The 23,537-nt window shown below is 68.8% G+C and carries 20 protein-coding genes; 13 read left to right on the plus strand and 7 right to left on the minus strand.

What is annotated here, in order from left to right; genetic code table 11:
- Positions 1-23: 23 nt before the first annotated feature.
- Both BLW83_RS08615 and BLW83_RS08620 read right to left on the minus strand, forming a co-directional pair.
- On the minus strand, positions 24-3,086 hold the full coding sequence (locus tag BLW83_RS08615) for a valine--tRNA ligase (RefSeq protein ID WP_090847709.1): 3,063 nt from the start codon (positions 3,084-3,086) through the stop codon (positions 24-26).
- Between the two features lie 62 nt (positions 3,087-3,148).
- The gene (locus BLW83_RS08620) at positions 3,149-3,580 is read right to left on the minus strand and encodes an Lrp/AsnC family transcriptional regulator (RefSeq protein ID WP_090847711.1); all 432 of its coding nucleotides are present in this window, start codon (positions 3,578-3,580) and stop codon (positions 3,149-3,151) included.
- 150 nt (positions 3,581-3,730) lie between these two features.
- Here BLW83_RS08620 and BLW83_RS08625 point away from each other — a divergent pair, with 150 nt between their 5' ends.
- Both BLW83_RS08625 and BLW83_RS08630 read left to right on the plus strand, forming a co-directional pair.
- Positions 3,731-4,888 carry a type III PLP-dependent enzyme gene (locus BLW83_RS08625; protein ID WP_090847713.1) on the plus strand — a complete coding sequence of 386 codons (1,158 nt, stop codon included), beginning with the start codon at positions 3,731-3,733 and terminating at the stop codon, positions 4,886-4,888.
- Between the two features lie 61 nt (positions 4,889-4,949).
- Complete coding sequence (locus BLW83_RS08630) at positions 4,950-6,059, plus strand: DUF2235 domain-containing protein (protein ID WP_177172530.1); 1,110 nt, start codon at positions 4,950-4,952, stop codon at positions 6,057-6,059.
- On the opposite strand, the gene metF is transcribed toward BLW83_RS08630, so the two are convergent.
- Entirely contained in the window at positions 6,047-6,910 is an 864-nt protein-coding gene (metF, locus tag BLW83_RS08635; protein WP_090848143.1) for a methylenetetrahydrofolate reductase [NAD(P)H], read from the minus strand. The two genes, BLW83_RS08630 and metF, sit on opposite strands and share 13 nt — an antisense overlap.
- A gap of 81 nt (positions 6,911-6,991) precedes the next feature.
- On the opposite strand from metF, the gene BLW83_RS08640 reads away from it, so the two are divergent.
- From BLW83_RS08640 to BLW83_RS08655, 4 genes are all read left to right on the plus strand, one after another.
- Positions 6,992-7,903, plus strand: coding sequence for a LysR family transcriptional regulator (locus BLW83_RS08640; RefSeq protein ID WP_090847717.1), 912 nt, complete (start codon positions 6,992-6,994; stop codon positions 7,901-7,903).
- A gap of 168 nt (positions 7,904-8,071) precedes the next feature.
- On the plus strand, positions 8,072-8,884 hold the full coding sequence (locus BLW83_RS08645; RefSeq protein WP_090847719.1) for a glycosyltransferase family 25 protein: 813 nt from the start codon (positions 8,072-8,074) through the stop codon (positions 8,882-8,884).
- A 74-nt stretch (positions 8,885-8,958) separates the two neighbouring features.
- Positions 8,959-9,750 (plus strand): inositol monophosphatase family protein, encoded by a 792-nt coding sequence (locus BLW83_RS08650; RefSeq protein ID WP_090847721.1) that lies wholly within the window; start codon positions 8,959-8,961, stop codon positions 9,748-9,750.
- 225 nt (positions 9,751-9,975) lie between these two features.
- Positions 9,976-10,866, plus strand: a complete 891-nt coding sequence (locus BLW83_RS08655; RefSeq protein WP_425433945.1) for a DMT family transporter — start codon at positions 9,976-9,978, stop codon at positions 10,864-10,866.
- Here BLW83_RS08655 and BLW83_RS08660 read toward each other — a convergent pair.
- The gene (locus tag BLW83_RS08660; protein ID WP_090848145.1) at positions 10,817-13,192 is read right to left on the minus strand and encodes a lytic transglycosylase domain-containing protein; all 2,376 of its coding nucleotides are present in this window, start codon (positions 13,190-13,192) and stop codon (positions 10,817-10,819) included. The two genes, BLW83_RS08655 and BLW83_RS08660, sit on opposite strands and share 50 nt — an antisense overlap.
- Positions 13,193-13,308: 116 nt before the next feature.
- On the opposite strand from BLW83_RS08660, the gene dapA reads away from it, so the two are divergent.
- A complete protein-coding gene (gene dapA, locus BLW83_RS08665; protein WP_090847723.1) occupies positions 13,309-14,184 on the plus strand; it encodes a 4-hydroxy-tetrahydrodipicolinate synthase in 876 nt (291 codons plus the stop codon).
- Positions 14,185-14,192: 8 nt separating this feature from the next.
- On the plus strand, positions 14,193-14,522 hold the full coding sequence (locus BLW83_RS08670) for a DMT family transporter (protein ID WP_090847725.1): 330 nt from the start codon (positions 14,193-14,195) through the stop codon (positions 14,520-14,522).
- A gap of 83 nt (positions 14,523-14,605) precedes the next feature.
- On the opposite strand, the gene BLW83_RS08675 is transcribed toward BLW83_RS08670, so the two are convergent.
- Positions 14,606-15,703: a pyridoxal phosphate-dependent aminotransferase gene (locus BLW83_RS08675; RefSeq protein WP_090847727.1), complete on the minus strand. Its 1,098-nt coding sequence runs from the start codon at positions 15,701-15,703 to the stop codon at positions 14,606-14,608.
- Positions 15,704-15,942: 239 nt separating this feature from the next.
- Here BLW83_RS08675 and smpB point away from each other — a divergent pair, with 239 nt between their 5' ends.
- The 3 genes from smpB to BLW83_RS08690 all read left to right on the plus strand — a co-directional run bounded on the left by smpB (position 15,943) and on the right by BLW83_RS08690 (position 18,556).
- Positions 15,943-16,416 carry an SsrA-binding protein SmpB gene (smpB, locus tag BLW83_RS08680; RefSeq protein ID WP_090847729.1) on the plus strand — a complete coding sequence of 158 codons (474 nt, stop codon included), beginning with the start codon at positions 15,943-15,945 and terminating at the stop codon, positions 16,414-16,416.
- An 85-nt stretch (positions 16,417-16,501) separates the two neighbouring features.
- On the plus strand, positions 16,502-17,371 hold the full coding sequence (sseA, locus tag BLW83_RS08685) for a 3-mercaptopyruvate sulfurtransferase (RefSeq protein WP_245728737.1): 870 nt from the start codon (positions 16,502-16,504) through the stop codon (positions 17,369-17,371).
- Complete coding sequence (locus BLW83_RS08690; protein ID WP_090847733.1) at positions 17,372-18,556, plus strand: amino acid aminotransferase; 1,185 nt, start codon at positions 17,372-17,374, stop codon at positions 18,554-18,556.
- A 166-nt stretch (positions 18,557-18,722) separates the two neighbouring features.
- On the opposite strand, the gene BLW83_RS08695 is transcribed toward BLW83_RS08690, so the two are convergent.
- Positions 18,723-18,917, minus strand: coding sequence for a DUF1127 domain-containing protein (locus BLW83_RS08695; protein WP_090847735.1), 195 nt, complete (start codon positions 18,915-18,917; stop codon positions 18,723-18,725).
- Between the two features lie 285 nt (positions 18,918-19,202).
- A complete protein-coding gene (locus BLW83_RS08700; RefSeq protein WP_090847738.1) occupies positions 19,203-19,946 on the minus strand; it encodes a 16S rRNA (uracil(1498)-N(3))-methyltransferase in 744 nt (247 codons plus the stop codon).
- A 31-nt stretch (positions 19,947-19,977) separates the two neighbouring features.
- Here BLW83_RS08700 and ubiA point away from each other — a divergent pair, with 31 nt between their 5' ends.
- Positions 19,978-20,943 carry a 4-hydroxybenzoate octaprenyltransferase gene (gene ubiA / locus BLW83_RS08705; protein WP_245728739.1) on the plus strand — a complete coding sequence of 322 codons (966 nt, stop codon included), beginning with the start codon at positions 19,978-19,980 and terminating at the stop codon, positions 20,941-20,943.
- A 63-nt stretch (positions 20,944-21,006) separates the two neighbouring features.
- Entirely contained in the window at positions 21,007-23,424 is a 2,418-nt protein-coding gene (locus BLW83_RS08710; protein ID WP_090847740.1) for an OmpA family protein, read from the plus strand.
- The last annotated feature ends 113 nt before the right edge of the window (positions 23,425-23,537 follow it).

A 23,537-nucleotide genomic window follows, 5' to 3' on the forward strand; every position in this document is an offset into this window, starting at 1 on the left:
CGCGCCGCAGGGGCACCCCGGTGTCACATCGCGCGCAGCTGCTCCAGCGCCGCGCGGGTGCGGGCGATTTCCTCGTCCAGCGCCGCCAGCTTGCCGCGGGTTTCTTCGATGACCTCGGCGTCGGCATTTTCCACGAAACGAGGGTTGCCCAGACGGCCGCGCAGGCCGCCCGCGTCCTTTTCACTGCGCGCCAGCGATTTTTCCAGCCGCGCGGCTTCGGCGCTTGCGTCGATCACCTCGCCGATGGGCAGGGCAAACGACGCGCCCGGCGCCGCCACTGCGATCATCCCGCGCCCGGCCGTGCCGTCCATGGGGGCATTTACCCGCGCCAGCCGCTCGATCAGCGGCGCGTTCGCCGCCAGCGCCTCGCGCGCGGCCGCATCCGCCTGGGTCACGATCAGGTCAAGCTTTGCCCCCACCGGAACCCCCATCTGGGCGCGGGCCGAACGGATATCCTCGATCAGCCCAATCACCCAGTTCATCTGCCGGTCGGCACCGGCGTCGATCAACTCGGCGCCGTATTCGGGCCAGTCGCCATGCACCAGCATCCGGTCGCGGCTGCCGGTCAGCGCCCAGATTTCCTCGGTGACAAAGGGCATCACCGGATGCGCCATGGTGATGGCCTGCTCGATCACCCAACGCATGGTGGCGCGGGTTTCCTCGGCGTGCTCGCCATCGAACAGGGGCTTGGCAAATTCCACATACCAGTCGCAGAGCTTGCCCCAGATGAACCCGTAAAGCCCCTGCGCGGCCTCGTTATAGCGATAGCCCGCCAGCGCCTCGTCCAGCGCTATCCGCGCCCGCGCGGTCTCGCCGATGATCCAGCGGTTCACGGTATGCACTGGCTGCGGCTGACCCGAGGGCGCCGCAAACACCCCGTTCATTTCCGCAAACCGCACCGCGTTCCAGATCTTGGTTACGAAATTGCGGTTCGCCTCGACGTGTTTCGGGCCCAGCTTGGGGTCGCGGCCCATCGCGGCCATGCTGGTCAGGGTGAAGCGCAGCGCGTCGGCGCCGTAAGCGTCGATCAACTCCAGCGGGTCGATGACGTTGCCCTTGGACTTGGACATCTTGGCGCCTTTTTCGTCGCGCACCAGCCCGTGGACATAGACGGTGCGGAACGGCACCTCGCCCACCACCGCCAACTGCATCATCATCATCCGGGCCACCCAGAAAAAGATGATGTCGAAACCGGTGATCAGCGTGTCGGTCGGAAAATATTTCCGCAGCTCTGCGGTGTCCTCGGGCCAGCCCAGCGTCCCGATGGGCCACAGCCCGGACGAGAACCACGTGTCCAGCACATCCGGGTCGCGCCAGACCGGATAGACCAGCCGCGTCGGGTCTTGCGTCAGGTTATAGTCGGCCAGCGCCTGCGCAAAGACATCCACCGCGGCCTCGCGGTCGGCGACCTCGATCACGCGGCTGACCTGCAACGGATGCGGCAGCCCGGCGATGTCGGCGCGGAATGCCTCGACCAGATCGTCGAAATGGGCGGCGGCGTGGTGCAGATCGCCCGCCTTCACCAGCTGGTCGTCGCCCAGCAGCCGCAGCAGCTCGATCGGGCTTAGCGCATCGTCGCCCTCGTCGTCGGTAAAGCTGTCGGCGGCAAGGTTCAGGCCATACCAGACCGGGATCTGGTGCCCCCACCACAGCTGGCGCGAGATCGTCCACGGCTCGATATTTTCCAGCCAGTGGAAATACACCTTTTCATGCTGCTCCGGCAGGATGCGCGTGCGGCCGTCGCGCACCGCGTCGATGGCGGGCTGCACGATGGCGGCGGTATCGACGAACCACTGGTCGGTCAGCATCGGCTCGATCACCACGCCCGAGCGGTCGCCAAAGGGCTGCATGATCTTCTTGCGCTCGACATAGGGGTTGCCGTCGGCGTCGGTGACCGCCAGCCCCTCGGCGTTGATCGCGGCGACCACGCGGGCGCGGGCGTCCAGCCGGTCCAGCCCGCGCAGATCCTCGGGGACGAGGTTGACCGCAGACACGTCGCCCACATCCACCCCGGCCGCGGCACGGGTCGCGATAGCGGCGGATTCCGCATAGGACAGCCCGTCGCTGCGCATCCGCGCCCGCCCGTCCATCAGCGCATACAGCGGGATGCCGTTGCGCAGCGCCACGCCATAGTCGTTGAAATCATGCGCCCCGGTGATCTTGACCGCGCCCGAGCCGAAATCGGGGTCGGGATAATCATCGGTGATGATCGGGATCAGGCGGCGATGCGCCTGCGGCCCCACCGGAATCTCGCACAGCTTGCCGACGATGGGGGCATAGCGGGCATCATCCGGGTGCACCGCGACCGCGCCGTCGCCCAGCATGGTTTCCGGGCGGGTGGTGGCGATCGAGATATAATCCCGCGTCTCGCGCAGGGTCACGTTGCCGTCGGCGTCGCGTTCCACGTATTCATAGGTCTCGCCCCCGGCCAGCGGGTATTTGAAATGCCACATCTGGCCGTCGACCTCGCGGCTTTCGACCTCAAGGTCCGAAATCGCAGTCTCGAAATGCGGATCCCAGTTGACCAGCCGCTTGCCGCGATAGATCAGCCCCTTGTCATACATATCGACAAAGACCCGGATCACCGCATCGTGGAAATTGCCCTGTTCGCCCGCGGGCGCGCCGGGGGCGCCAGACATGGTAAAGGCATTGCGCGACCAGTCGAGGCTGGCGCCCAGCCGCTTGAGCTGGCCGATGATGGTGCCGCCGGACTGCGCCTTCCAGTCCCAGACGCGGCGCAGGAATTCCTCGCGCCCCATCTCGGCGCGGGTGGGGTTGGAGGGGTCTTTCGCCAGTTCGCGTTCGACGACCATCTGGGTGGCAATGCCGGCGTGGTCCTGCCCGGGTTGCCACAACACGTCAAAGCCGCGCATCCGGTGCCAGCGGGCCAGAATATCCTGCAAGGTGTTGTTCAGCGCGTGACCGATATGCAGGCTGCCGGTGACGTTCGGCGGCGGGATTACCATGGAAAACGCGGGCTGCCCCGCCCGGGCGTTGGCACCGGCGGCAAAGGCGCCGCTGTCCGCCCATGCTGCCGCGATGCGGGCCTCGGCGGTGGCGGCGTCGAAGGTCTTTTCCATGCTCATGCGTCAGATCCCCTTGCTTGGCCCCCGTTTAACGAGCCGCGGGCCGCGGGGAAAGAGGGCGCCTAAACCGCCCGGTCCAGCTTGGTGGACAGATGCACCAGGCTTTCCGACGACCGCACCCCTGCCAGATTGCCGATGCGGTCCAGCGCCTCGTCCAGTTCGGTGGTCGAGGTGCAACCCAGCTGCACCAGCAGATCCACACGGCCGCTGGTGGTGTGCACCCGCTCGACCGCCGGCAGCGCCCGCAGCCGCGCCAGGATCGAGGGCTGCGCGCGCGGCTCGATCGTCAACATGCAGGTGGCGCGGATGCGGGTGATGCGCGCGGCCTCGCCCAGACGCAGCGTGTAACCGGCGATGGCGCCGGAGCTTTCCAGCCGCTCAAGCCGCGCCTGCACGGTGGAACGCGCCAGTTTCAGCCGCCGCGCCAGCAGCGCGACCGACATGCGGGCATCCTGTCCAAGCTGCGCAATGATGGCACGGTCGGTCTCATCCATGGTTTTGCCCGTCTATCTGCCGGTGCTTTCGATCATTTTAACCGAGATCACGCGACAATCCATCCTTTCAATCGTAATATTTGCGCCTCATAGGGCGCGTCTCGCGTTGTGCGGTGGTATACCCCCGGTCAGGGAATGAAAGGATTGCGCATGGGACTTGACGAAGGCCAGCCGGCCGCGACCGTCTGGGACAACCCCGCCGAGATCATCCGCAGCCTGCAACCGGAACACCCGGTGCTGGTCTTTGCGCCCGACGTGCTGGAGCAGCGCGCGCGGGAATTCATCGCCGGGTTTCCGGGGCTGGTGACCTATGCGGTCAAGTCGAACCCCGACGCGGCGGTGATCCGCAATCTGGTTGCGGCGGGGATCACTGGCTTTGACGTGGCCTCGCCGTTCGAGATCGACCTGATCGGGCGGCTCGCCCCCCATGCGGCGCGGCATTACCACAACCCGGTGCGTTCGCGCGCCGAAATCGCCCATGCGGTGGCCGCCGGGATCAAGGCGTGGTCGGTGGACAGCCGCAGCGAGCTGGACAAGCTGTTCCAGCAGGTGCCCCCCGAGGGCTGCGAGATCTCGCCCCGCTTCAAGCTGCCGGTGCCGGGGGCGGCCTATGATTTCGGCTCGAAATTCGGGGCCACGCCCGAGCTGGCGGCCGAGTTGCTGCGCGAGGTGGCGGCGCGCGGCTATGTGCCCTCGCTGACCTTCCACCCCGGCACGCAATGCACCGACCCCGCCGCATGGGAACAGTATATCCGCACCGCGGCCGAGATCGCCGCCATGGCGGGCGTGACCCCGCGGCGGCTGAACGTGGGCGGCGGGTTTCCGTCATGGCGGGTGCACGGGGTCGAACCCGACCTGCGCGCGATCTTCGAGTTGATCGGGCGCACCACGGCGCGGGTCTTTGGCCATGACGCGCCCGTGCTGGTCTGCGAACCCGGCCGCGGGCTTTGCGCCGATGCCTTTGCCATCATCACCCGCGTCAAGGCGGTGCGCGACGGGCAATCGGTATTCCTGAACGACGGCGTTTACGGCTCGATGAACGAACTGCCGGTGATCGGCAATCTGGACCGGGTCGAGGTGCTGACCCCGCAGGGCGAGCCGCGCGGTGAAAACGGCCCCGGCCGCGTCGTCTTTGGCCCGACCTGCGATTCGGTGGACCGGCTGCCGGGCGAGATCTCGCTGCCCGAAAACATCGCCGAGGGGGATTACGTCATCTTTCACGGCGCAGGCGCCTATTCGACCGTCACCAACACCCGCTTCAACGGGTTCGGCGAGCTGAGCCAGCTGACCGTGCGCCGCTTCCATTAGTCGCGGGCGCATGGGCGCGGGCGTAAACCGAATCGCAGGGTTTCGGGTTGATGATGGGACCATGACGCTGCACCGCCCGCCCATTACCCATGTCGTCCTGCTGGACGGAACGCTCGCATCGCGCCGGGGGCGGCGGGCGACACATATCGCCACGATCAGACGGCTGGTGCTGCGGGCGGCGCCCGCCGCCGGGCCGCTGCGGGTGCATTACGGGCGCGGGCTGCAATGGGACGACTGGCGGTCGGTGATGACCGGCCGCGGGATCGAGGATCGCATCGCCGCCGCCTATGGCTGGCTGGCCAGCAGCTGGCGACCCGGTGACCCGATCTTTGTCCTTGGCTATTCGCGGGGCGCCTTTGCCGCGCGGTCGCTGGTCGGGATGATCGCCCGCGTGGGGCTGCTGCGCCCCGATCACGCCACCGAACGCAATATCCGGGTGGCATGGCGCATCTATCGCGACGGGGCCTCGGACGCGGTGCGCGCCGGGCTGCGGCGGCGCTGCCACCCCTATGTGCCCATCGACATGATGGGGCTGTTCGATACCGTGGCCGCGCTGGGGGTGCGGCTGCCGCTGCTGTGGATGCTGACCGAGGGCAGCCACCGTTTCCACAGCCACGGGCTGGCGCCGCATGTGCGGTTCGGCGCCCACGCGCTGGCGCTGGACGAAACCCGCGCGGCGTTCTTTCCGATCCTGTGGGCCGACCACCCCAAGGGGCGGGTCGAGCAGCGCTGGTTTCGCGGCTCGCACGCCGATATCGGCGGCCAGCTGGACGGGCACGAGGAATGCCGCCCGCTGGCCAATATCCCGCTGGTCTGGATGCTGGAAAAGGCCGCGGCGCAGGGCCTGCCGCTGCCACCGGACTGGCGCGAGGGGCTGGCGATGGACATCACCGCGCCCTCGATGGGGACGTGGTATCGCTGGGGGCGGGTGTTTTTGCTGCGCGCGCCGCGCACCGTGGGGACCGCTGGCGACCGGCTGCACCCGTCGGTGCCGCTGCCCTATGGCGGGCCGGCGCTGATCCTTGACCCCGAACGCATCCGACGCAGCCCGCGCGGGGCGCCTGAACGGGCGCCCGGCCGCATCAAGGCCCGGCTGCGGGCGATGCGCCACAGGCTGCGGCGCAGGAAAGCCTCCGATCCCGCCCCGCCGTCGCCCGATCAGGCGACCTGAGCCTTTGGCGCCTCGATCCCCAACGCGTTGCAGACCGCCAGCGTCATCTCGGGGCGGTTGACGGTATAGAAATGCAGCCGGTCCACCCCGCCCTCGATCAGCCGCCGGCACAGGCCCGCCGCCATGTCGATGGCCAGCGCGCGCTCGCCCTCGGGGCCGGCCGCGGCAAAGGCGTCGTCCGCCCATTGCGGGACCGAGGCACCGCAGCGCGCGGCAAAGCGTTTCGTGCCCGCCCAGCTTTGCACCGGCAGGATGCCCGGGATGATCGGCGCCGCGATCCCCGCCGCGTCGCAGGCGTCGCGAAAGCGGAAATACACGTCGGCGTCAAAGAAAAACTGGGTGATGGCGCTGCTGGCGCCTGCGTCGATCTTGCGCTTCAGCCAGGCCACGTCGGCGGCGCTGTCCGGGCTTTCGGGATGCGGCTCGGGATAGGCGCCGCAGCGGATCTTGAACCCGCCGCGCGCAGAGATGGCGGCGATCAGCTCGGCCGAATCGGCAAAACCGTCGGGGTGCGGGCGAAAGCGGTCGGTGCCCTGCGGCGGATCACCACGCAGCGCCACGATTTCGGTCACGCCGGCGGCCGCGTAGTCGTCGACGATCTGCATGGTCTCGGCCCGCGTCGCCTCGACGCAGGTCAGATGCGCCGCCACGTTCAGCCCATAGTTCGAGGCCAGCGCCGTCACCGCCTCATGCGTCAGCTGGCGGGTGGTGCCGCCCGCGCCATAGGTCACGGACACGAAATCCGGCCCCAGCGGCGCCAGCGCATTCGCGGTTTCCCACAGCTTGAAGGACTGGTCGAGGTTCTTGGGCGGAAAGAATTCAAAGCTGATGCGAGGGGCGGTGAAGGTCATGGCGGGCATCCTTTCGCGGCCCTTGTGCCACGCGCCGATGCGTGAGACAAATTCAACTTGCACAAGTTTCACATGAATCCCATGCATCTTGAACTGCGCCATCTGCGGACGATCCGCGCCATTCACGACCAGGGCGGGCTGGCCCGCGCCGCCGAGGTGCTGAACATCACCCAATCGGCGCTGTCCCATCAGGTCCGCGCGCTTGAGGAACAGGCCGGCACCACGCTGTTTTTACGCCAAAGCAAGCCGATGCGCCTGTCGCCCGCCGGGCTGCGGCTGCTGGCGCTGGCCCGGCAGGTGCTGCCCATGGTCGAGGCCGCCCAGGCCGAGATCCGCGGCATCACCCAGGGCCGCGTCGGCCGGCTGCATATCGCCATGGAATGCCACGCCTGTTTCAACTGGCTGCTGCCGGCGCTGGACGCGTTCCGCCACGGCTGGCCGCAGGTGGACATCGACGTGCGCGCCGGGCTGGCCTTTACCGCGCTGCCGGCGCTGGTGCGGGGCGAGGCCGATCTGGTGATTTCCTCGGACCCCGAGGAACTGCCGGGGGTGATCTTCGAGCCGCTGTTCGATTATCAGCCGCTCTTGGCGGTGGCCGCCGCGCATCCGCTGGCCGGACGCGAGTTCGCCGAGCCGGCCGATCTGGCGACCGAAACCCTGATCACCTATCCGATGGACCGGGCGCGGCTGGACGTGTTTTCGCATTTCCTCAACCCGGCCGGGGTGCAGCCAGAGGCGGTGCGCGAGATCGAGCTGACCGACGTGATCCTGCTGCTGGTGGCCTCGGGCCGCGGCGTGGCGGTGCTGCCCGACTGGGTGATGCAGCGCGAGGCCGACAATGCCGATCTTGCCGCCCTGCGCCTGGGCCGGGACGGCGTCACCCGCCGGCTTTACGCCGCCATCCGCGACGAAGACCGCGACCAGCCCTTTATGCAGGACATGCTGCGGCTGGCACGGGAAAGCCGAGGGCAGAAGTTAGAGGCGGCAGAATGAGGCCTGAGAGTTCCGTGGCATGGCCGGTCCAATCGCGGCAACGACTCATGGGGCGGAGCCCTTGGAAAATACCCAAAAACTCTATTTCGACTTGACTAGCTGCACAGTCACCCTTCACAGACGGGGGTCAAAGTCAGTTTTTCTCAGGAAAACATACGGAAACCGAGCATGAACAGTGATGGCGACAACATCATCTCCGGTAAAAAAATTTGCGCTTATCTCATCAATATGGACGGCGCAGAAGAAAGGTTGCGCAAGTCTCACGAAGAGCTTCGGAACGCCGGTATAAATTACAAGAGAATGCCCGCCGTCATTGGGAATAAAATTAAATTTCCGATAAAAGAATTTAGCGAAATTTCTTACAAAATTCTTCACGGCAGAAAGACTGTCCCGCCAGAGGTGGGATGTTACCTAAGTCATATAAACTGCATGAACGACTTTTTAAAAAGCGATATGAATTACGCAATTATATTCGAAGATGACATCAGAATTATGCCTGACTTCAAAAAAGTCCTGGGCCAATCCATAGCGCTTGGCAGTCATTGGGATATTTTACGGCTGACCACCGTAAATTCCGGTCCGAAGTTCAAGGCGGTGGAAATTGGCGATGGATACAATCTTTCCATCAGCCTTAGTCGAGAAAAGGGCGCCGGCGGATATGTCGTAAACAGAAATGCTGCTGCATGGATTGCATCACTGCTACCGATGAGACTGGCCTATGACATCGCGTTCGATCTGGAATTCCTTAGCGGCCGGAAAGCCATGTTTGTTGACCCGCCGATCGCCAGCCAGAGAACTGCGATAGAAACGCAAATCCAGATCAACATCCGCAGCTACAAACTTCCACGTTACAGATACCTCACGGTGCTTCCATATCGGGCGTTTCTGGAATCAGCACGAGTTCTCGTCCGCGGCAGCAGACTGCTCAGGTACAAGCTCACAAAGCAGCCTTCCGCCCCCACGAACCCAGAAAGAGCGTGAAGGTCGGCTTTGCCCCGCTTCACTTCCCCACCGCTTCGGACTAAACGGGCCTGCCCCAGATAGGACCGGAACCGATGGCCAGCGCCAATCTCAACGTCATGATCAAGGCCGCGCGCAAGGCCGGCCGCAGCCTCGTCAAGGATTTCCGCGAGGTCGAGAACTTGCAGGTTTCCACCAAGGGCCCCGGCGATTTCGTCAGCCGCGCCGACCGCGAGGCCGAGCGTATCATCAAGGAAGAGCTGCGCGGCGCCCGCCCGAACTATGGCTGGCTAGGCGAGGAAACCGGGATGGAGCCGGGCGAGGATCCCACCCGCCGCTGGATCGTCGATCCGCTGGACGGCACCACCAATTTCCTGCACGGGCTGCCGCATTGGGCCGTGTCCATCGCGCTGGAGCACAAGGGCGAGGTGGTGGCCGCCGTGGTCTATGACCCCGCCAAGGACGAGCTGTTCACCGCCGAAAAGGGCGACGGCGCCTTTGTCAACGACCAGCGGCTGCGGGTGTCGGGACGGCGCGACATGTCCGGCGCGATCTTTGCGACCGGGGTTCCCTTTGGCGCCGGCAAGACCCTGCCCGCCACGCTCAAGGATCTGGCGCGGCTGATGCCGGTCTGCGCGGGGGTGCGGCGCTGGGGCTCGGCGGCGCTGGACATGGCCTATGTCGCGGCCGGGCGCTATGATGGTTACTGGGAACGCGGCATCCGCGCCTGGGATGTGGGCGCCGGCATCCTGCTGGTGCGCGAGGCCGGCGGTTTCGTCGAGCCGCTGCGCCCGTTCGACGGCCCCATTGCCGACGCCGGCAGCATCGTTTGCGCCAATTCCCAGCTGTTCGACGGGTTCGCCGCGATCGTCCGCAGCCGCGACTGAGGCGGCGGCCGGGCCTTTGGCTCGGGCGGGCGGCTGTCCGGCGGGTGGGGCTTTGGTCCCGGCCCGCCCTGCGCCGGCTTGACAGCCCCCGGGCGCAGCGCGAATCGCTGGCCGGACGTGCAAAGCCGTCACGGCCCTTTCTTTGCCCTTTCGTTGGTTTCGATGCCCCATAGCGCCTCTTTCCCGCCGGCCCCTGTTCCGCCCCCGCCCGTCCCGCCCCCGCCGCTGACGGGGCGAGGCGACCGTCCGGCGCTGGCCATCCTGCTGATGTGTCTCGTCAGCCTGATCTTTTCGGTGCAGGACGCGGTGTCGCGCTATCTGGGGGCGCATTACCCGCCGGTGCTGATCGTGATGCTGCGCTACTGGTTCTTTGCGCTGTTCGTGATCGTGCTGGCCGCGCGCCACCCCGGAGGGCTGCGCGCCGCCCTGCGTCCGCGCCACCCGTGGTTGCAGATCGCGCGCGGGCTGCTGCTGGTGTTCGAGATCGTGGTGATGTTGTTCGCCTTTGTGAACCTGGGGCTGGTGGAATCCCACGCCGTGTTCATCGCCCATCCGCTGATCATCGTCGCCCTGTCGGGCCCGGTCCTGGGCGAGCGCGTCGGCTGGCGTCGCTGGGCGGCGGTCGGCGTCGGGTTTCTGGGCATCCTCATCATCCTGCAACCGGGCGTGCGGGTGTTTTCGCCATGGGCCGCGCTGCCATTGCTGTCGGCGCTGATGTTTGCGGTCTATGTGCTGATGACGCGGATGGTGTCGGCCGGCGATGGCGCCAATGTCAGCCTGTTCTGGACCGGCATCGCCGGGGCGGCGGGGATCACCGTGGTCGGGATCGGGCAGATACAGGCGCTGGCGCCCGCCGACTGGCTGCCGATGGCCGTGTTGTGCGTGACCGGATTTGTCGGGCACTATCTGCTGATCCGCGCCTATTCGCTGGCCGAGGCCTCAAGCCTGCAACCCTATTCCTATACGCAGCTGATCTGGGTGTCGCTGATCGGGCTGCTGTTTCTGGGCGAGACTGTCGGTCTGAACGTGATCCTGGGCATGGTCATCATCGCCGCCGCCGGGCTGTTCACCTGGTGGCGAGAGCGGCAGGTGAAACTTCAGGCTCCGGCGGGCTGACCGCAGCGGCGGCCGCGGCGGCGGCCTCTTGCGGGGCGGCTTCGGGCGGGGCGGTCTCGGGTTGCGCAACGTCCGCATCCGCATCCCCGTCGTCGGTCCGGCCGGGACGGGTCGGCGGCGCGGTCGAGGCCGAAACGGCAGGCGGGCCGATCATGCGGGCGATCTCGGCGATCTGGGGACCGGGGCGGGGGGCGTCCCCGGCCAACGCCTCGGGGTCTGCGGGGGGGTGATCGGCCGCGATGTCCCCTGCCCCCGTCAGCGCCAGCCGCTCGGCCTGCACGAAAGCCTCGCTGACCCATGCCGGCGTCGGGCGGGGGTGGGCAGAGCCCGCCAGCACCAGCGGCCCCCCCCTGACCTGCGGGGCGGAAACCCCGCCGCTCAGATCCCAGCTGGGCACGAAACCCACGCTGTGCCCGGCGATGCGGGCGCGATAGACCGGCAGCGCCTCGGCTACGCGCATGACGTAGTTGCGGGTCTCGTCAAAGGGGATCATCTCGACCCAGTCCACCGGGTCGGCGCCGGCCTCGGCCCGCAGATCGCCAAAGTCGCGCAGCCAGCGCGACGATCGCCCCGGCCCCGCGTTATACCCCGCCGCCACCAGCGCGACCGAGTTGCCGAAACGGTTGCGCAGCCCCTCAAGATAGGCCGCGCCAAGCCGCGCGTTATAGGCGGCGTCCTGCGTCAGCCGGGGCAGCTCAAAGGGTTCGCCGATCTCGCCCGCAGCCTGCCGGGCGGTCTCGGGCATCACCTGCATCAGCCCGCGCGCGCCGACCGGGGACATCACCGTGTGGTTGAATTCGCTTTCCTGCCGGGCAATCGCCATCACCAGTTCCGGCGGCAGGCCGAAGCTGCCGCGTTCCAGCCCGGTCAGCGGGTAATGCAGCGCCGGATGGACCAGCCCCTTGGCCGCCGCGGCCTTGGACAGGCGCAGCGCATCCCAGGGGCGGCGCATCTCGGCCATCAACCGGCCCATGCGCAGGATGTCGTCGGGTTGCGCCGTCGCAGCCAGATGCAGAAAGAACCGCTGCGCCTGCGCGCCGTCACCCGCCGCCAGCAACCACACCCCGGCCTGAAACACCCGGTTGCCCAGCAGCGACGAGCCGCGCCAGTCGGGCAGCGTGTCGGCCCCGGCAAGGATCAGCGCGGCGTCCATGGGAACACCGATCCGCTCGGCCGCAAGCTGGCCGTAATAGGTCGTCTGATGCGCGGCGGCGCGCAGATAGGCGCCCTCGGCGGCAAGCCCGGCGCCCTGTGCCTCGGCCGCGCGGCCCTGCCAGTAATGGGTGCGCGCCAGGGTGATCCCCGAACGCCCCTCGACCGGCAGCCGGGCGAAATGCGCGGCCGCGCGGTCGCCCGCGCCTGCCCGCAGCGCAGCATAGCCGGCCAGCCAGTCCAGATCGACGGCGTCCGCGTGGTCCTCGGGCAGGAAATGGTTGGCGGCGAAACGCTCGGCCAGCGCCCAGTCGCCGGCACGCATCGCCGCGCGGGCGTAGTCGCGCCGCAGCCCCGCCCATGCGGCCGGATCGCGCAGCGCCTCGGCCGAGGTCGAGCGTTCCAGCATCAACTCGCGCGCCAGCTCGCCCTGTTTCGCCGCCACCCGCCAGCGGAAACGGTCCAGCGCCAGCCCGGCATCGTCACGCTGCGGCTGCGGCAGCGCCAGGATCAGCGCGTCCATCCCGGGACGTTTCGCCTGCACCGCGATGCGCGCGCGGGCCAGATCTGCGGTGGGGCCGGGTGCGATGCGCGGCAGCATCCGTTCGGCCGCCGCCCATTCGCCGGCATCCAGCAGCGCGGTCAGTCGCGCGTCGTGATGGGACGCCACGGGCTTGCCATGCGCGGCAAGGAACGCGGCCTCGGCCAGATCGTCCAGCGGCAGGGGTTGCGTCCAGAACCGCACGGCGGCATCGGCGCGCCCCCTGCGCGGCTGCGCGGCGATCCATGCCAGCGCGGCCGGAACGGTTTCGGGCAGACGCTCGCCGAACCATTCGAGCACCTCGGCGCCGGGGGCATCGGGGGGCAGCGCAGCCTCGCCCCGGCGATACAGCAGTTCCATCCCCGGCCAGTCGGGGTTGCGCCGCGCAAAGTCGAGGTATTCGGCCCATCCCCCCTGCCCGGCACGCAGCCGCTGCCACGCCACCAGATCAAGGGCCAGCGCCCCCGACTGCAAGGCGCTGGCCGCGGCGCCAGCCCAGTCCTGCGCCCCCGCCGCGGCCAGCGCCCGCCGAATCGCCGTGCCGTCCTCGGCCCACGCACCGGGGGCAAGGGCGGCGGTGGCGCCGGCGGCCGCAAGAGCCAGCGCGGCCAGTCTGAATTTTGCGCGGTTCATTGCGGCAATCTGGGCGGGGCGGCGCGTCATGGCAACTCACATCCGCGGCAGCCCTGCTTGGCATTGCGTTCGCGCGGTTGTATGCCGCAGGCAAACAGCATCGTCAGGATCGAGTCATGTTCCAAGGATCTCTCCCCGCCATGGTCACGCCGCTGACCGACAAGGGGGCAGTCGATTGGCCGGCGCTCGAACGGCTGGTGGACTGGCTGATCGAGCAAGGCAGCAACGGGCTGGTCCCGGTCGGCACCACCGGCGAAAGCCCGACGCTGAGCCATGACGAACACCGCAAAGTGGTCGAGGCCGTGGTCCGCCACGCCGCCGGCCGGGTGCCGGTGATCGCCGGCGCCGGGTCGAACAACACGCAAGAGGCGATCGAACTGGCCCGCCACGCCTGCGAGGTCGGGGCCGACGGGCTGCTGATCGTGACGCCCTATTACAACAAGCCGACCCAGGCCGGGCTGATCGCGCATTTCACCGCCGTCCACGACGCCACCGACCGCCCGATCATCATCTACAACATCCCCGGGCGTTCAGTCGTCGACATGACGCCGGAAACCATGGGCGAGCTGGCGAAGCTGCCGCGCATCGCCGGCGTCAAGGACGCCACCGGCCGGCTGGAGCGTGTCAGCTGCCAGCGCATCACCTGCGGGCCGGATTTCATCCAGCTGTCGGGCGAGGATGCGACCGCCCACGGCTTCAACGCGCAGGGCGGTGTCGGCTGCATCTCGGTCACGGCCAACGTGGCGCCGGCGCTGGTCGCACAGGTGCAGGCCGCCTGCCGCGCGGGCGATTACGCCGAGGCGCTGCGGGTGCAGGATCTGCTGATGCCGCTGCATATCGCGATCTTCGTTGAGCCCGGGCTGGTGGGCGCGAAATACGCGCTGTCGCGGCTGGGGCGCTGCGGGGAAACCGTGCGCCTGCCGCTGGTGCCGCTGACCGATGCCACCCGCGCCCGCATCGACGCCGCCATGGCCCACGCCGGGCTGATCTGAGGCGCGCCATGGGCTATCCGGTCCTGATGGTCGCCATCGTGCTTGAGGTAATCGGCACCTCGTTTCTGATGCTGTCGCAGCAGTTCACCCGGCTGGTCCCCACCGCGATCATGGCGCTGGCCTATCTGGCGTCGTTCTATTTCCTGTCGCAGGCGCTGCGCTACATGCCGCTGGGCATCGCCTATGCGATCTGGAGCGGGCTGGGAATCGTCCTGACCCTCGCCATCGGCATCGTGGTGTTCCGGCAGATGCCGGACTGGCCTGCGGTGGCCGGAATTGCGCTGATCGTGCTGGGGGTGGTGGTCATCAACGGGTTTTCAAAGGTCGCGGGGCATTGAGGGATGGTGCGTGCAGAGCACGCACCCTACGGGTTACGATATAATGATCCGGCGCCGTAGGGTGCGTGCTCTGCACGCACCGCTTACCCACGCGCGCCGGCAAGCGCCTCGGGCAGGGCGTCGGCAAAGGCGTCGAGTTCGCTGTCGGGCCCGCAGCTGACCCGGATGCAGCGGTTCTGCGGCGCGACCCAGGGCATCCGCACGAACACCCCGCGCGCAGCCAGCCCCTCGACGATGCGACGGGCGAAATCCCCGTCTCCGCCGCAGTCCACCGCGACAAAGTTGGTGGCCGAGGGCAGCACCGCCAGCCCGTTCACCGCCGCGATTTCCGCGATCCGCACCCGCGCCGCCGCAACCCGCGCCCGGGTCAGGCCCAGATGTGCCGAATCGCCCAGCGCCGCCAGCGCCCCCGCCTGCGCAACGCCGTTGACGCCGAAATGATTGCGCACCCGGTCGAACGCCGCGACCAGCGAGGGCGCGCCGATGGCATAGCCGATCCGCGCACCGGCCATGCCGTGCGCCTTGGAAAAGCTGCGCATCCGCAGCACCCTGGGGTCCGCCGGGTCGATCCGGGGCAGCGCCGGGGCGAACTCGACATAGGCTTCGTCAAGGATCATCAGCATGTCGGCGGGCAGCGCGGCCACCGCCGCCTCGATCACCTCGGGCGGATGCCAGCCGCCCATCGGGTTGTCGGGATTGCACAGATAGACCATGCGCGCGCCGGCGCCGGCCGCGCGCGCGACCAGCGCCAAGGGATCCTGCATGTCGTCGCGATAAGGCACCCGCAGCAGCTGCCCGCCAAAGCCGGCGACGTGGAAATCAAACGTCGGATAGCCCCCGTCCGAAGTCACCACCCGGTCGCCCGCATCAACCAGCAGCCGCACCGCCAGCCCCAGCAAACCGTCGACACCCTCGCCCACCACGATATTTCCCGCGTCGCAGCCGCAATGCCGCGCCAGCGCCTGCTTGAGATCGTGATTCGTCGGATCGCCGTATTTCCAGACCTCGGCCGCCGCCGCGCGCATCGCCTCGATGGCAAGGGGCGAGGGGCCAAAGCCGTTCTCGTTCGCCCCCAGCCGGGCGCAGAACGGGGCGCCGCGGCGGCGCTCGAGCGTCTCGGGGCCGACGAAGGGGACCGAATCGGGCAGGCTGGCGGGGATCGTGGCAAGGCGCGGTGTCATGGGGGCAGGGAAAGCCGAAAGCGGCGCTTGCCGCAAGTCCTGTCGGCAAGACGCCACCTCCCCGCCCGGTGGCACGGCCGCATGGGTATTTGGACCAGAAAGACCCCCCCCCGCCGCTTCTTCATCACCCAAATATCCCGGGGTGAGCGCCGCAGGCGCGAGGGGCAGCGCCCCTTTCCCCCTTGCCGCCCCCACCGGCGCTTTACACCGGGCGCGGCTCTGCCTATCTCTCGCCGATCATGGCACAGGCAAAATCCGATCCGAACTACAAGGTGATCGCCGAGAACCGGCGCGCGCGTTTCGATTATTTCATCGAAAACGACATCGAGGTCGGGATCGTGCTGACCGGATCCGAGGTCAAGGCGCTGCGCACCGGCCAGTCCAATATCGCCGACAGCTATGCCAGCGTCGAGGACGGCGAGCTGTGGCTGATCAACTCGTACATCGCGGCCTACAAGCAGGCCGGCGTCTTCGGGCACGAGGAACGGCGCCACCGCAAGCTGCTGGTCAGCCGGCGCGAGCTGGCGCGGCTGTGGCAGGCGGTCGGGCGCGAGGGGATGACGCTGGTGCCGCTGGTGATGTATTTCAACCACAAGGGCCGGGTGAAGCTGAAGCTGGGCATCGCCAAGGGCAAAAAGGCCCATGACAAGCGCGCGACCGAGGCCAAGCGCGACTGGGGCCGCGAAAAGCAGCGGCTGCTGAAACAGGGCTGAGCGTGCTGCGCGCATGGCGCGTTGCAGGGCCGTGCCGGGCGGGGTAAAGCTGCCCAAGAACCGGGCCAGCACGACGGAGGAAGCCGTGACCGACGATTCCAGAGCGGACGATCCCAGGACGCTGGTGTCCACCGACTGGCTGGCCGCGCATCTGCACGACCCCGACCTGCGCATCATCGACGGCAGCTGGCACATGGAGGCCACCGGCCGCGACGCCCATGCCGAATACATGGCCGCCCATATCCCCGGCGCGCGGTTCTTTGACATCGACGCCATCGCCGACACCCGCAGCCCCCTGCCCCACATGGCGCCGCAGCCGGAAATGTTCGTCAGCCGCCTGCGCGCCATGGGCATCGGCGACGGGCACCAGGTGGTGATCTACGACAACTCGGACGTGCGCTCGGCCGCGCGGGTATGGTGGACCTTTCGCCTGATGGGCAAGATCGACGTGGCGGTTCTGGACGGCGGTTTCGCGAAATGGCGGGCCGAGGGGCGCGAGGTCGAGGATCTGCCCCCGATCACCCGCGACCGCCACATGACCGTGCAGCGGCAGGCGGCGCGGGTGCGCGATGTGACCCAGGTCGCCGCCGCCGCCAAGCTGGGCGATCATGTGATCATCGACGCGCGTCCCGCCGGCCGGTTCCGCGGCGACGAGCCCGAGCCGCGTCCCGGCCTGCGCCAGGGCCATATCCCCGGCTCGCGCAACGTCCCCATGGGCCAGATTTACAACGACGACGGCACGATGAAATCCGTGCCCGAACTGCGCGCCGCGTTCGAATCCGGGGGCGTGGACCTGTCGCGCCCCGCGATCACCACCTGCGGATCCGGCATCACCGCGGCCAGCCTTGCGCTGGCGCTGGAACGGCTGGGCAAGCGCGACTGGTCCGTCTACGACGGCAGCTGGACAGAATGGGGCAGCTACCCCGACCTCAAGATCGAAACCGGAGACGCCTGAATGTTCGGCAACCTCAAGCCTCAAGCCCCTGACAAGATCCTGGCCCTGATGGGCGAATTCCGCGCCGATCCGCGGCAGGGCAAGATCGACCTTGGCGTGGGCGTCTACAAGGATCCGACCGGGCTGACCCCGGTCATGCGCGCCGTCAAGGAAGCCGAGCGCCGCATCTGGGAAGCCGAGACCACCAAAAGCTACACCGCGCTGACGGGCGAGCCCGCCTATCTGGACGCCCTGTCCGCGATGGTTCTGGGCAGGACTCGCGACAGCGACCGCACCGCCATGCTGTCCACCGTCGGCGGCACCGGCGCGATCCGGCAGGCGTTCGAGATGGCGCGGATGGGCAACCCCGACCTGACCGTGCATGTATCCGACCCGACCTGGCCGAACCATGTCTCGATGCTGAAATTCATGGGGCTGCCGTTCGTCGAATACCGCTATTTCGACAGCGCCACCCGCGGCGTCGATTTCGAGGGCATGAAGGAAGATCTCGCCCGCGCCAAAAAGGGTGATCTGGTGCTGCTGCATGGCTGCTGCCACAACCCGACCGGCGCCAACCTGACGCTGGAGCAGTGGGCCGAGGTGGTGGCGATCCTGGAACGCACCGGCGCGGTGCCGCTGGTGGACCTGGCCTATCAGGGCTTTGGCGACGGGCTGGACGAGGATGCGGCCGGCACGCGGCTGGTGGTGTCCTCGCTGCCCGATGCGCTGGTGGCGGCGTCCTGTTCCAAGAACTTCGGCATCTACCGCGAACGCGCCGGGCTGCTGATGGTGCAGGTGGCAGACCCCGCGCAGCGGGAATTGGCGCAGGGCGCGCTGGCGTTCCTGGGGCGGCAGACCTATTCCTTTCCGCCCGACCACGGCGCGCGGATCGTGCAGACCATCCTTGAGGATGCGGCGCTGGCCGCCGACTGGCGGGCCGAGCTGGAACAGGTGCGGCTGGGGATGCTGTCACTGCGCCAGCAGCTGGCGGCCGAGCTGCGCAGCCTGACCGGCAGCGACCGCTTTGACTTCATCGAGCTGCACCGCGGCATGTTCTCGCGCCTCGGCGCCACGCCCGAGCAGGTGCAGAAGATCAAGGACGACAACGCCATCTATCTGGTCGGCGATTCGCGGCTGAACATCGCCGGGCTGAACCGCGACAGCGTGCCGGTGCTGGCCCGCGCCATCGTCGAGGCCGGCGTCTAGCGGCTGAAAACATCAGGGCCGGGCTGGTCAGGGCCGGGTCGGGGCGATCCCCTGACCCGGCCCTTTTTCGGACGGTGGCCGCACGGTCTTGCAGACATGAAAAAGCCGGGGCTCGCTGGCATGTTGCGCGCGCGCCCCGGCTTTTTACTTTGGCGTTCAGCCGCGATCAGATGCCGCGGGCCACGCGCTCGATTTCGCCCCGGGTCAGACCGATGTCGCTGAGTTCGCGATCGGTCAGACGCTCGAGTTCGTTGCGGGTCGCACGGACCTCGGCCCAGTGGCGCAGGGTCGCAGCGATGGTTTCGAAGATACCCGCGGGGCGCGTTGCCGGAATGGCGCGGATGGTATCGATGGCCGACATTGTATTGGACCTGTTCTTTTCAAAGCCCGCATTTCAGCGGGCGTGGTATGGAAGTGACTGTGATATAGGCAGGAATCCGGCGGGCGACTACGGACAGGGCCAGAATGCTGCTATGCAGCAAACGCATGACGCGGCCCGCTCACGGGCGGGTCGAGACGGCTCGCAACCGCGTGAGAGCTCGAAGATTCCATCGTTCGGGCGACTATACGCCGCGGAATATCCCGGCAAAGCCGCAAAACAAGACATGATCTGTCGCGCAAACTGCCCGAGGCAGGACAAGTGCGGTCACTTGTCGCGGGGCGGATTCCAGTCCCCCAACACCGCCTGCCACAGCGTCAACGCCGCCACAGCCGCCGAATCGGCGCGCAGAACCCTTGGCCCCAGGCTGATGCTGTGGACAAAATCAAGCCGGGCCAGCCGCTGCCGCTCGGCCTCTGACCAGCCGCCCTCGGGGCCGATCAGGATCGCCCATGGCCCGCGGGGCAGCGCCGCCAGCGCCTGCAAGGGCGGCGCGGCCCCCGCCAGCGCCTCGTCCGCCCACAGGATGCGGCGGGCGGGATCCCAGCCGGCAAGCAGCCGCGGCAGCGCCACCAGATCGGCGACGGGCGGCACAAAGGTGCCCCCGCATTGCTCGGCGGCCTCGACCGCATGGGCCTGCAACCGCTCGCGCGCGATGCGCTCGGTGTTGCTGTGGTCGGTCTGCACCGGCTGGATGCGCGAGGCGCCCAGCTCGGCGGCCTTTTCCACGATGAAATCGGTTCGCGCCTTCTTGATCGGGGCGAACAGCAGCCAGACATCGGGCGGATCGACCTGCGGGGCGGTGGGGGCGATCAGACCCAGCTCTCCGCCGCGTTTGCCCAGCGATTGCAGGCGCGCGGACCATTCGCCGTCGCGGCCGTTGAACACCGCGATTTCCGCCCCGACAGGCTGGCGCATCACGCCGCCAAGGTAATGCGCCTGCGCCGCGTCCAGCGGCACGGGTTGTCCCGGGGCAAAGCCGTGATCTATGTAAAGCCTGATCTTTCCCATGCTGGCGGACCTTATGCAGCCTGACGATCCCATGCCACCGGTTACGCCATCCGCCCCCGGTGGAACAGCCATGGTCGCGGATGCGCCCGGCGGCAACTGGGTGGACCGCCATGCACCCGCCGCATGGCGCCCGTGGCTGCGGCTGAGCCGCGCCGACCGCCCCATCGGCACCTGGCTGCTGCTGCTGCCCTGCTGGTGGGGAACGGGGCTGGCGATGATCGCCGACCGGCCGCGCTGGGTGGATCTGTGGCTGGTGATCGCCTGCGGCATCGGCGCGCTGGTGATGCGCGGCGCCGGCTGCACCTGGAACGACATCACCGACCGCGACATCGACGCCTCGGTGGCGCGGACCCGCTCGCGCCCGCTGCCGTCCGGCCAGGTGACGCTGCGGGGCACCTATCTGTGGCTGGCGGCGCAGCTGGCAGTGGGGGGGCTGATCCTGCTGACCATGAACGGGGCGGCGATCGCGCTGGGGTTTGCCTCGCTGGGGCTGGTGGCGATCTATCCCTTTGCCAAGCGCTTCACCTGGTGGCCGCAGGTGTTTCTGGGGCTGGCCTTCAACTGGGGGGTGCTGCTGGCCTTTGCCGCGCATGGCGGCACGCTGCACCCGGCGCCGCTTTTGGCCTATGCGGCCGGGATCCTGTGGACGCTGCATTACGACACCATCTATGCCCATCAGGACGCCGAGGACGACGCCCTGATCGGGGTGAAGTCCACCGCGCGGCTGTTCGGCAAGGACAGCCCGCGCTGGCTGCTGGGCTTTGCCGCCGGTTCCGTGCTGCTGCTGGCGGCGGCGGTCGCGGCAACCCGGCCCTCGGGGGTGCAGGCGGTGCTGGCGATGCTGGGGGTCGCGGGGTTCGCGGCGCATCTGCTGTGGCAGCTGCGCCGGTTCGACCAGGACGACAGCGCGTCCTGCCTGCGGCTGTTTCGCGCGAACCGCGATGCGGGGATGATCGTGGCGGGGGCGTTGCTGCTGGCGGGGCTCGCCCAGGTTTGATTGCGGCGCGGTCCGGGCGTCCCCATCTGGGGCAGGACGGCTGACAACAAGGAAATTCCCGATATGGCCGAAACCAGGCGAAACGCGCCCCCTTCTCCCCGCCGCTGGCGGTCCCGGCTGGTGGGGCTGGCGCTGCTGGCGGCCGCCGGGGGCGGCGCGCTGGCCGCAGGGCAATGGGCCTCGACCCACATCGAATCCCGTCTGGATGCCGAGGTCCGGGCCGAGCTGGCCGCCCAGTCGCTGGGCTGGGCGCGCATCGCGACCGACGGGCTGAATGTGCGGCTGACCGGCACCGCCCCCGATGAGATCCAGCATTTGCGCGCCGTGGCTGCCGCCTCGGGCGCGGCAGCCGGCGTCACCGGGCTGGCGCGGGTCAGCGACGACATCAGCGCCGCCACCCAGGCCGAGATCGCGCCCCCGCCGTTCCGGCTGGAAATCCTGCGCAACGAACACGGCACCTCGGTGATCGGGCTGGCGCCCCGCGCGATGCAGCGCCGCCCGGTGCTGGACCGGCTGGGCCGCGCCGCCGGGCCTTCGCGGCTGACCGACCTGCTGGAACTGGCCGACCACCCCGCCCCCGCGCATTGGGACGAGGCCGTCGCTTTTGCCGTAGCCGCAGCCGAGCAGATGCCCCGCGCCAAGATCTCGGTCACGCCGGGACGGGTGGAAATCACCGCCGTGACCAATGGCGAGGCCGAAAAGACCCGGCTGGAACAGGCGTTGTCGCTGTCGCTGCCGGCCGGCGTGGTGCTGGTCACCGGCATCAGCGCCCCGCGCCCGGTGATTGCGCCCTTTGCGCTGGAAATCCGACGCGACGCCGACGGCACCATCCTTGACCGCTGTTCCGCCGACACCATCCCCACCCGCGACGCCATCCTTTCGGCCGCGGCAAACGCGGGGGTCGAGGGCACGCCGGAATGCGAGGTCGGGCTGGGCGCGCCGTCTCCGCAATGGCCGGTGGTCGCCATCGCGGGGATCGAGGCGCTGGACGCCCTGCCCGCCGGCCGGCTGACCATCACCGATTCACAGGTGGTGCTGGATGCGCCCGCGCAGGCGCGCGACGCCTATCCCGCCGCCCGCGACCGGCTGGCGCAGGCGCTGCCGCGCAGCTTCGTGCTGACCGCGACGCTGGCCCCGCCCGACGCGGACGAGGCTGACTGGGAAGGGGGCGGGGACGAGGACGGGGACGGGCCGCTGCGGCTGGTCGTCGGCACCGGCCCGCAAGGGGTGTCGCTGCACGGCGCGGTGCCGGACGAACGCATGGGCGCGGCGCTGGCAAGCCTTGCCGCCGCGCGCCTTGGCCCGGCGCAATCCCCGGCGCTGGTGCTGCGCGACGACCTGCCCGCAGGCTGGGCCGCCCGCGGCATGGCCGCGATCGAGGCGCTGGACGTGCTGGACCACGGCACCGCCACGGTGACCCCGGCGCTGATCGCGCTGCGCGGCACCACCGGCGACCCTGCGGCCAGCGACGAAATCGCCCGCAGGCTGGGCGCGCGGCTGGGCACCGGCGCCGCCTATGAGCTGGCGCTGCGCTACGACCCGCGGCTGGACCCCGCACTGGGCCTGCCCAGCGGGCAGCAATGCGTGGACGCGCTGAACACCGCCATGCAGCAGGCCGAAATCGGGTTCGAGCCGAACCGCGCCACTCTGGCCGGCGAGGTCGCCCCCAGCATCGAATCGCTGACCGCCCAGATGGAAAACTGCACCGTCTTTCGGATCGAGGTCGGCGGCCACACCGATTCGCAGGGCTCGGCCGATTTCAACCGCAAGCTGTCGGCCGACCGCGCCCGGGCGGTGATCGCAGCGCTGGCCGAGGCGGGGGCCGACACCGCGCATCTGACCGCCGTCGGCCACGGCGCCGACCGGCCCGTCGCCTCGAACGCGACGCCCGAGGGTCGCGAAGCCAACCGCCGCATCGAGTTCCGCCTGCTCTCGCCCGAGCCGGTCACGGCCGAGCCGCCCGCGCAGGTCACCACCCGCGGCGTGACGGTCGCCCAGCCCGCGACGGACGCCAAGCCGGGCGAGGTCGCGGGCGACACCGCCGGCGCCAAGGACGTTGCAGCCGATACGACGGACACGGCTGAGCAGGATGCCGCCCCCGGCGATGCCGCGAACCAAGGGGACGACACAGCCGCAGAGGGCAGTGGCAATGCCGCCGGCAAAGCAACAGCGGCGCCCGACAACGCAGCGGCCCCGGATACAGCGGACGACACAACCGCGCAAAGCGCAGCCAGCCTCGCCGGGGAACCCGATAGCGCAGCCGAGGCCGCTTCTGGAACGGGCGACCCCGCCGCCGAGGGTTCTGCAACGATGCAGGCCGTCGCTGCCAAGGACGGCGCTGCGGCGGCCGCAGAGGCTGCCTCGGCCGAGGATGATTCGCCCGCGGATGCCCCTGCGCCGGACGCCTCCGGCCCGCAGGGCGCGGCCGCGGCAGGCACCTCTCCTCCGCCCCCGCCTCCGCCCCCGCGACCCTCGCGCTGACATTGGTTCTGCACGGCGCGATGAACAGCGGGGCAGGATCACGCGCCACGCCCTCCGGCAGCTCGCCTGCGGGTCGGCGGGGGCTTGCCGCAAGGGCCGGCGGCAGGTTCTTG

Source organism: Paracoccus alkenifer, from assembly GCF_900108405.1.
GTDB classification, from domain to species: Bacteria; Pseudomonadota; Alphaproteobacteria; order Rhodobacterales; family Rhodobacteraceae; genus Paracoccus; species Paracoccus alkenifer.

What these genes read in the sequence shown, in the direction of transcription:
- BLW83_RS08615 (WP_090847709.1), bottom strand. Translation starts at nt 3,086, where the DNA reads ATGAGCATGGAAAAGACCTTCGACGCCGCCACCGCCGAGGCCCGCATC.
- BLW83_RS08620 (WP_090847711.1), bottom strand. Translation starts at nt 3,580, where the DNA reads ATGGATGAGACCGACCGTGCCATCATTGCGCAGCTTGGACAGGATGCC.
- BLW83_RS08625 (WP_090847713.1), top strand. Translation starts at nt 3,731, where the DNA reads ATGGGACTTGACGAAGGCCAGCCGGCCGCGACCGTCTGGGACAACCCC.
- BLW83_RS08630 (WP_177172530.1), top strand. Translation starts at nt 4,950, where the DNA reads ATGACGCTGCACCGCCCGCCCATTACCCATGTCGTCCTGCTGGACGGA.
- metF (WP_090848143.1), bottom strand. Translation starts at nt 6,910, where the DNA reads ATGACCTTCACCGCCCCTCGCATCAGCTTTGAATTCTTTCCGCCCAAG.
- BLW83_RS08640 (WP_090847717.1), top strand. Translation starts at nt 6,992, where the DNA reads ATGCATCTTGAACTGCGCCATCTGCGGACGATCCGCGCCATTCACGAC.
- BLW83_RS08645 (WP_090847719.1), top strand. Translation starts at nt 8,072, where the DNA reads ATGAACAGTGATGGCGACAACATCATCTCCGGTAAAAAAATTTGCGCT.
- BLW83_RS08650 (WP_090847721.1), top strand. Translation starts at nt 8,959, where the DNA reads ATGGCCAGCGCCAATCTCAACGTCATGATCAAGGCCGCGCGCAAGGCC.
- BLW83_RS08660 (WP_090848145.1), bottom strand. Translation starts at nt 13,192, where the DNA reads ATGAACCGCGCAAAATTCAGACTGGCCGCGCTGGCTCTTGCGGCCGCC.
- dapA (WP_090847723.1), top strand. Translation starts at nt 13,309, where the DNA reads ATGTTCCAAGGATCTCTCCCCGCCATGGTCACGCCGCTGACCGACAAG.
- BLW83_RS08670 (WP_090847725.1), top strand. Translation starts at nt 14,193, where the DNA reads ATGGGCTATCCGGTCCTGATGGTCGCCATCGTGCTTGAGGTAATCGGC.
- BLW83_RS08675 (WP_090847727.1), bottom strand. Translation starts at nt 15,703, where the DNA reads ATGACACCGCGCCTTGCCACGATCCCCGCCAGCCTGCCCGATTCGGTC.
- smpB (WP_090847729.1), top strand. Translation starts at nt 15,943, where the DNA reads ATGGCACAGGCAAAATCCGATCCGAACTACAAGGTGATCGCCGAGAAC.
- BLW83_RS08690 (WP_090847733.1), top strand. Translation starts at nt 17,372, where the DNA reads ATGTTCGGCAACCTCAAGCCTCAAGCCCCTGACAAGATCCTGGCCCTG.
- BLW83_RS08695 (WP_090847735.1), bottom strand. Translation starts at nt 18,917, where the DNA reads ATGTCGGCCATCGATACCATCCGCGCCATTCCGGCAACGCGCCCCGCG.
- BLW83_RS08700 (WP_090847738.1), bottom strand. Translation starts at nt 19,946, where the DNA reads ATGGGAAAGATCAGGCTTTACATAGATCACGGCTTTGCCCCGGGACAA.
- ubiA (WP_245728739.1), top strand. Translation starts at nt 19,978, where the DNA reads ATGCCACCGGTTACGCCATCCGCCCCCGGTGGAACAGCCATGGTCGCG.
- BLW83_RS08710 (WP_090847740.1), top strand. Translation starts at nt 21,007, where the DNA reads ATGGCCGAAACCAGGCGAAACGCGCCCCCTTCTCCCCGCCGCTGGCGG.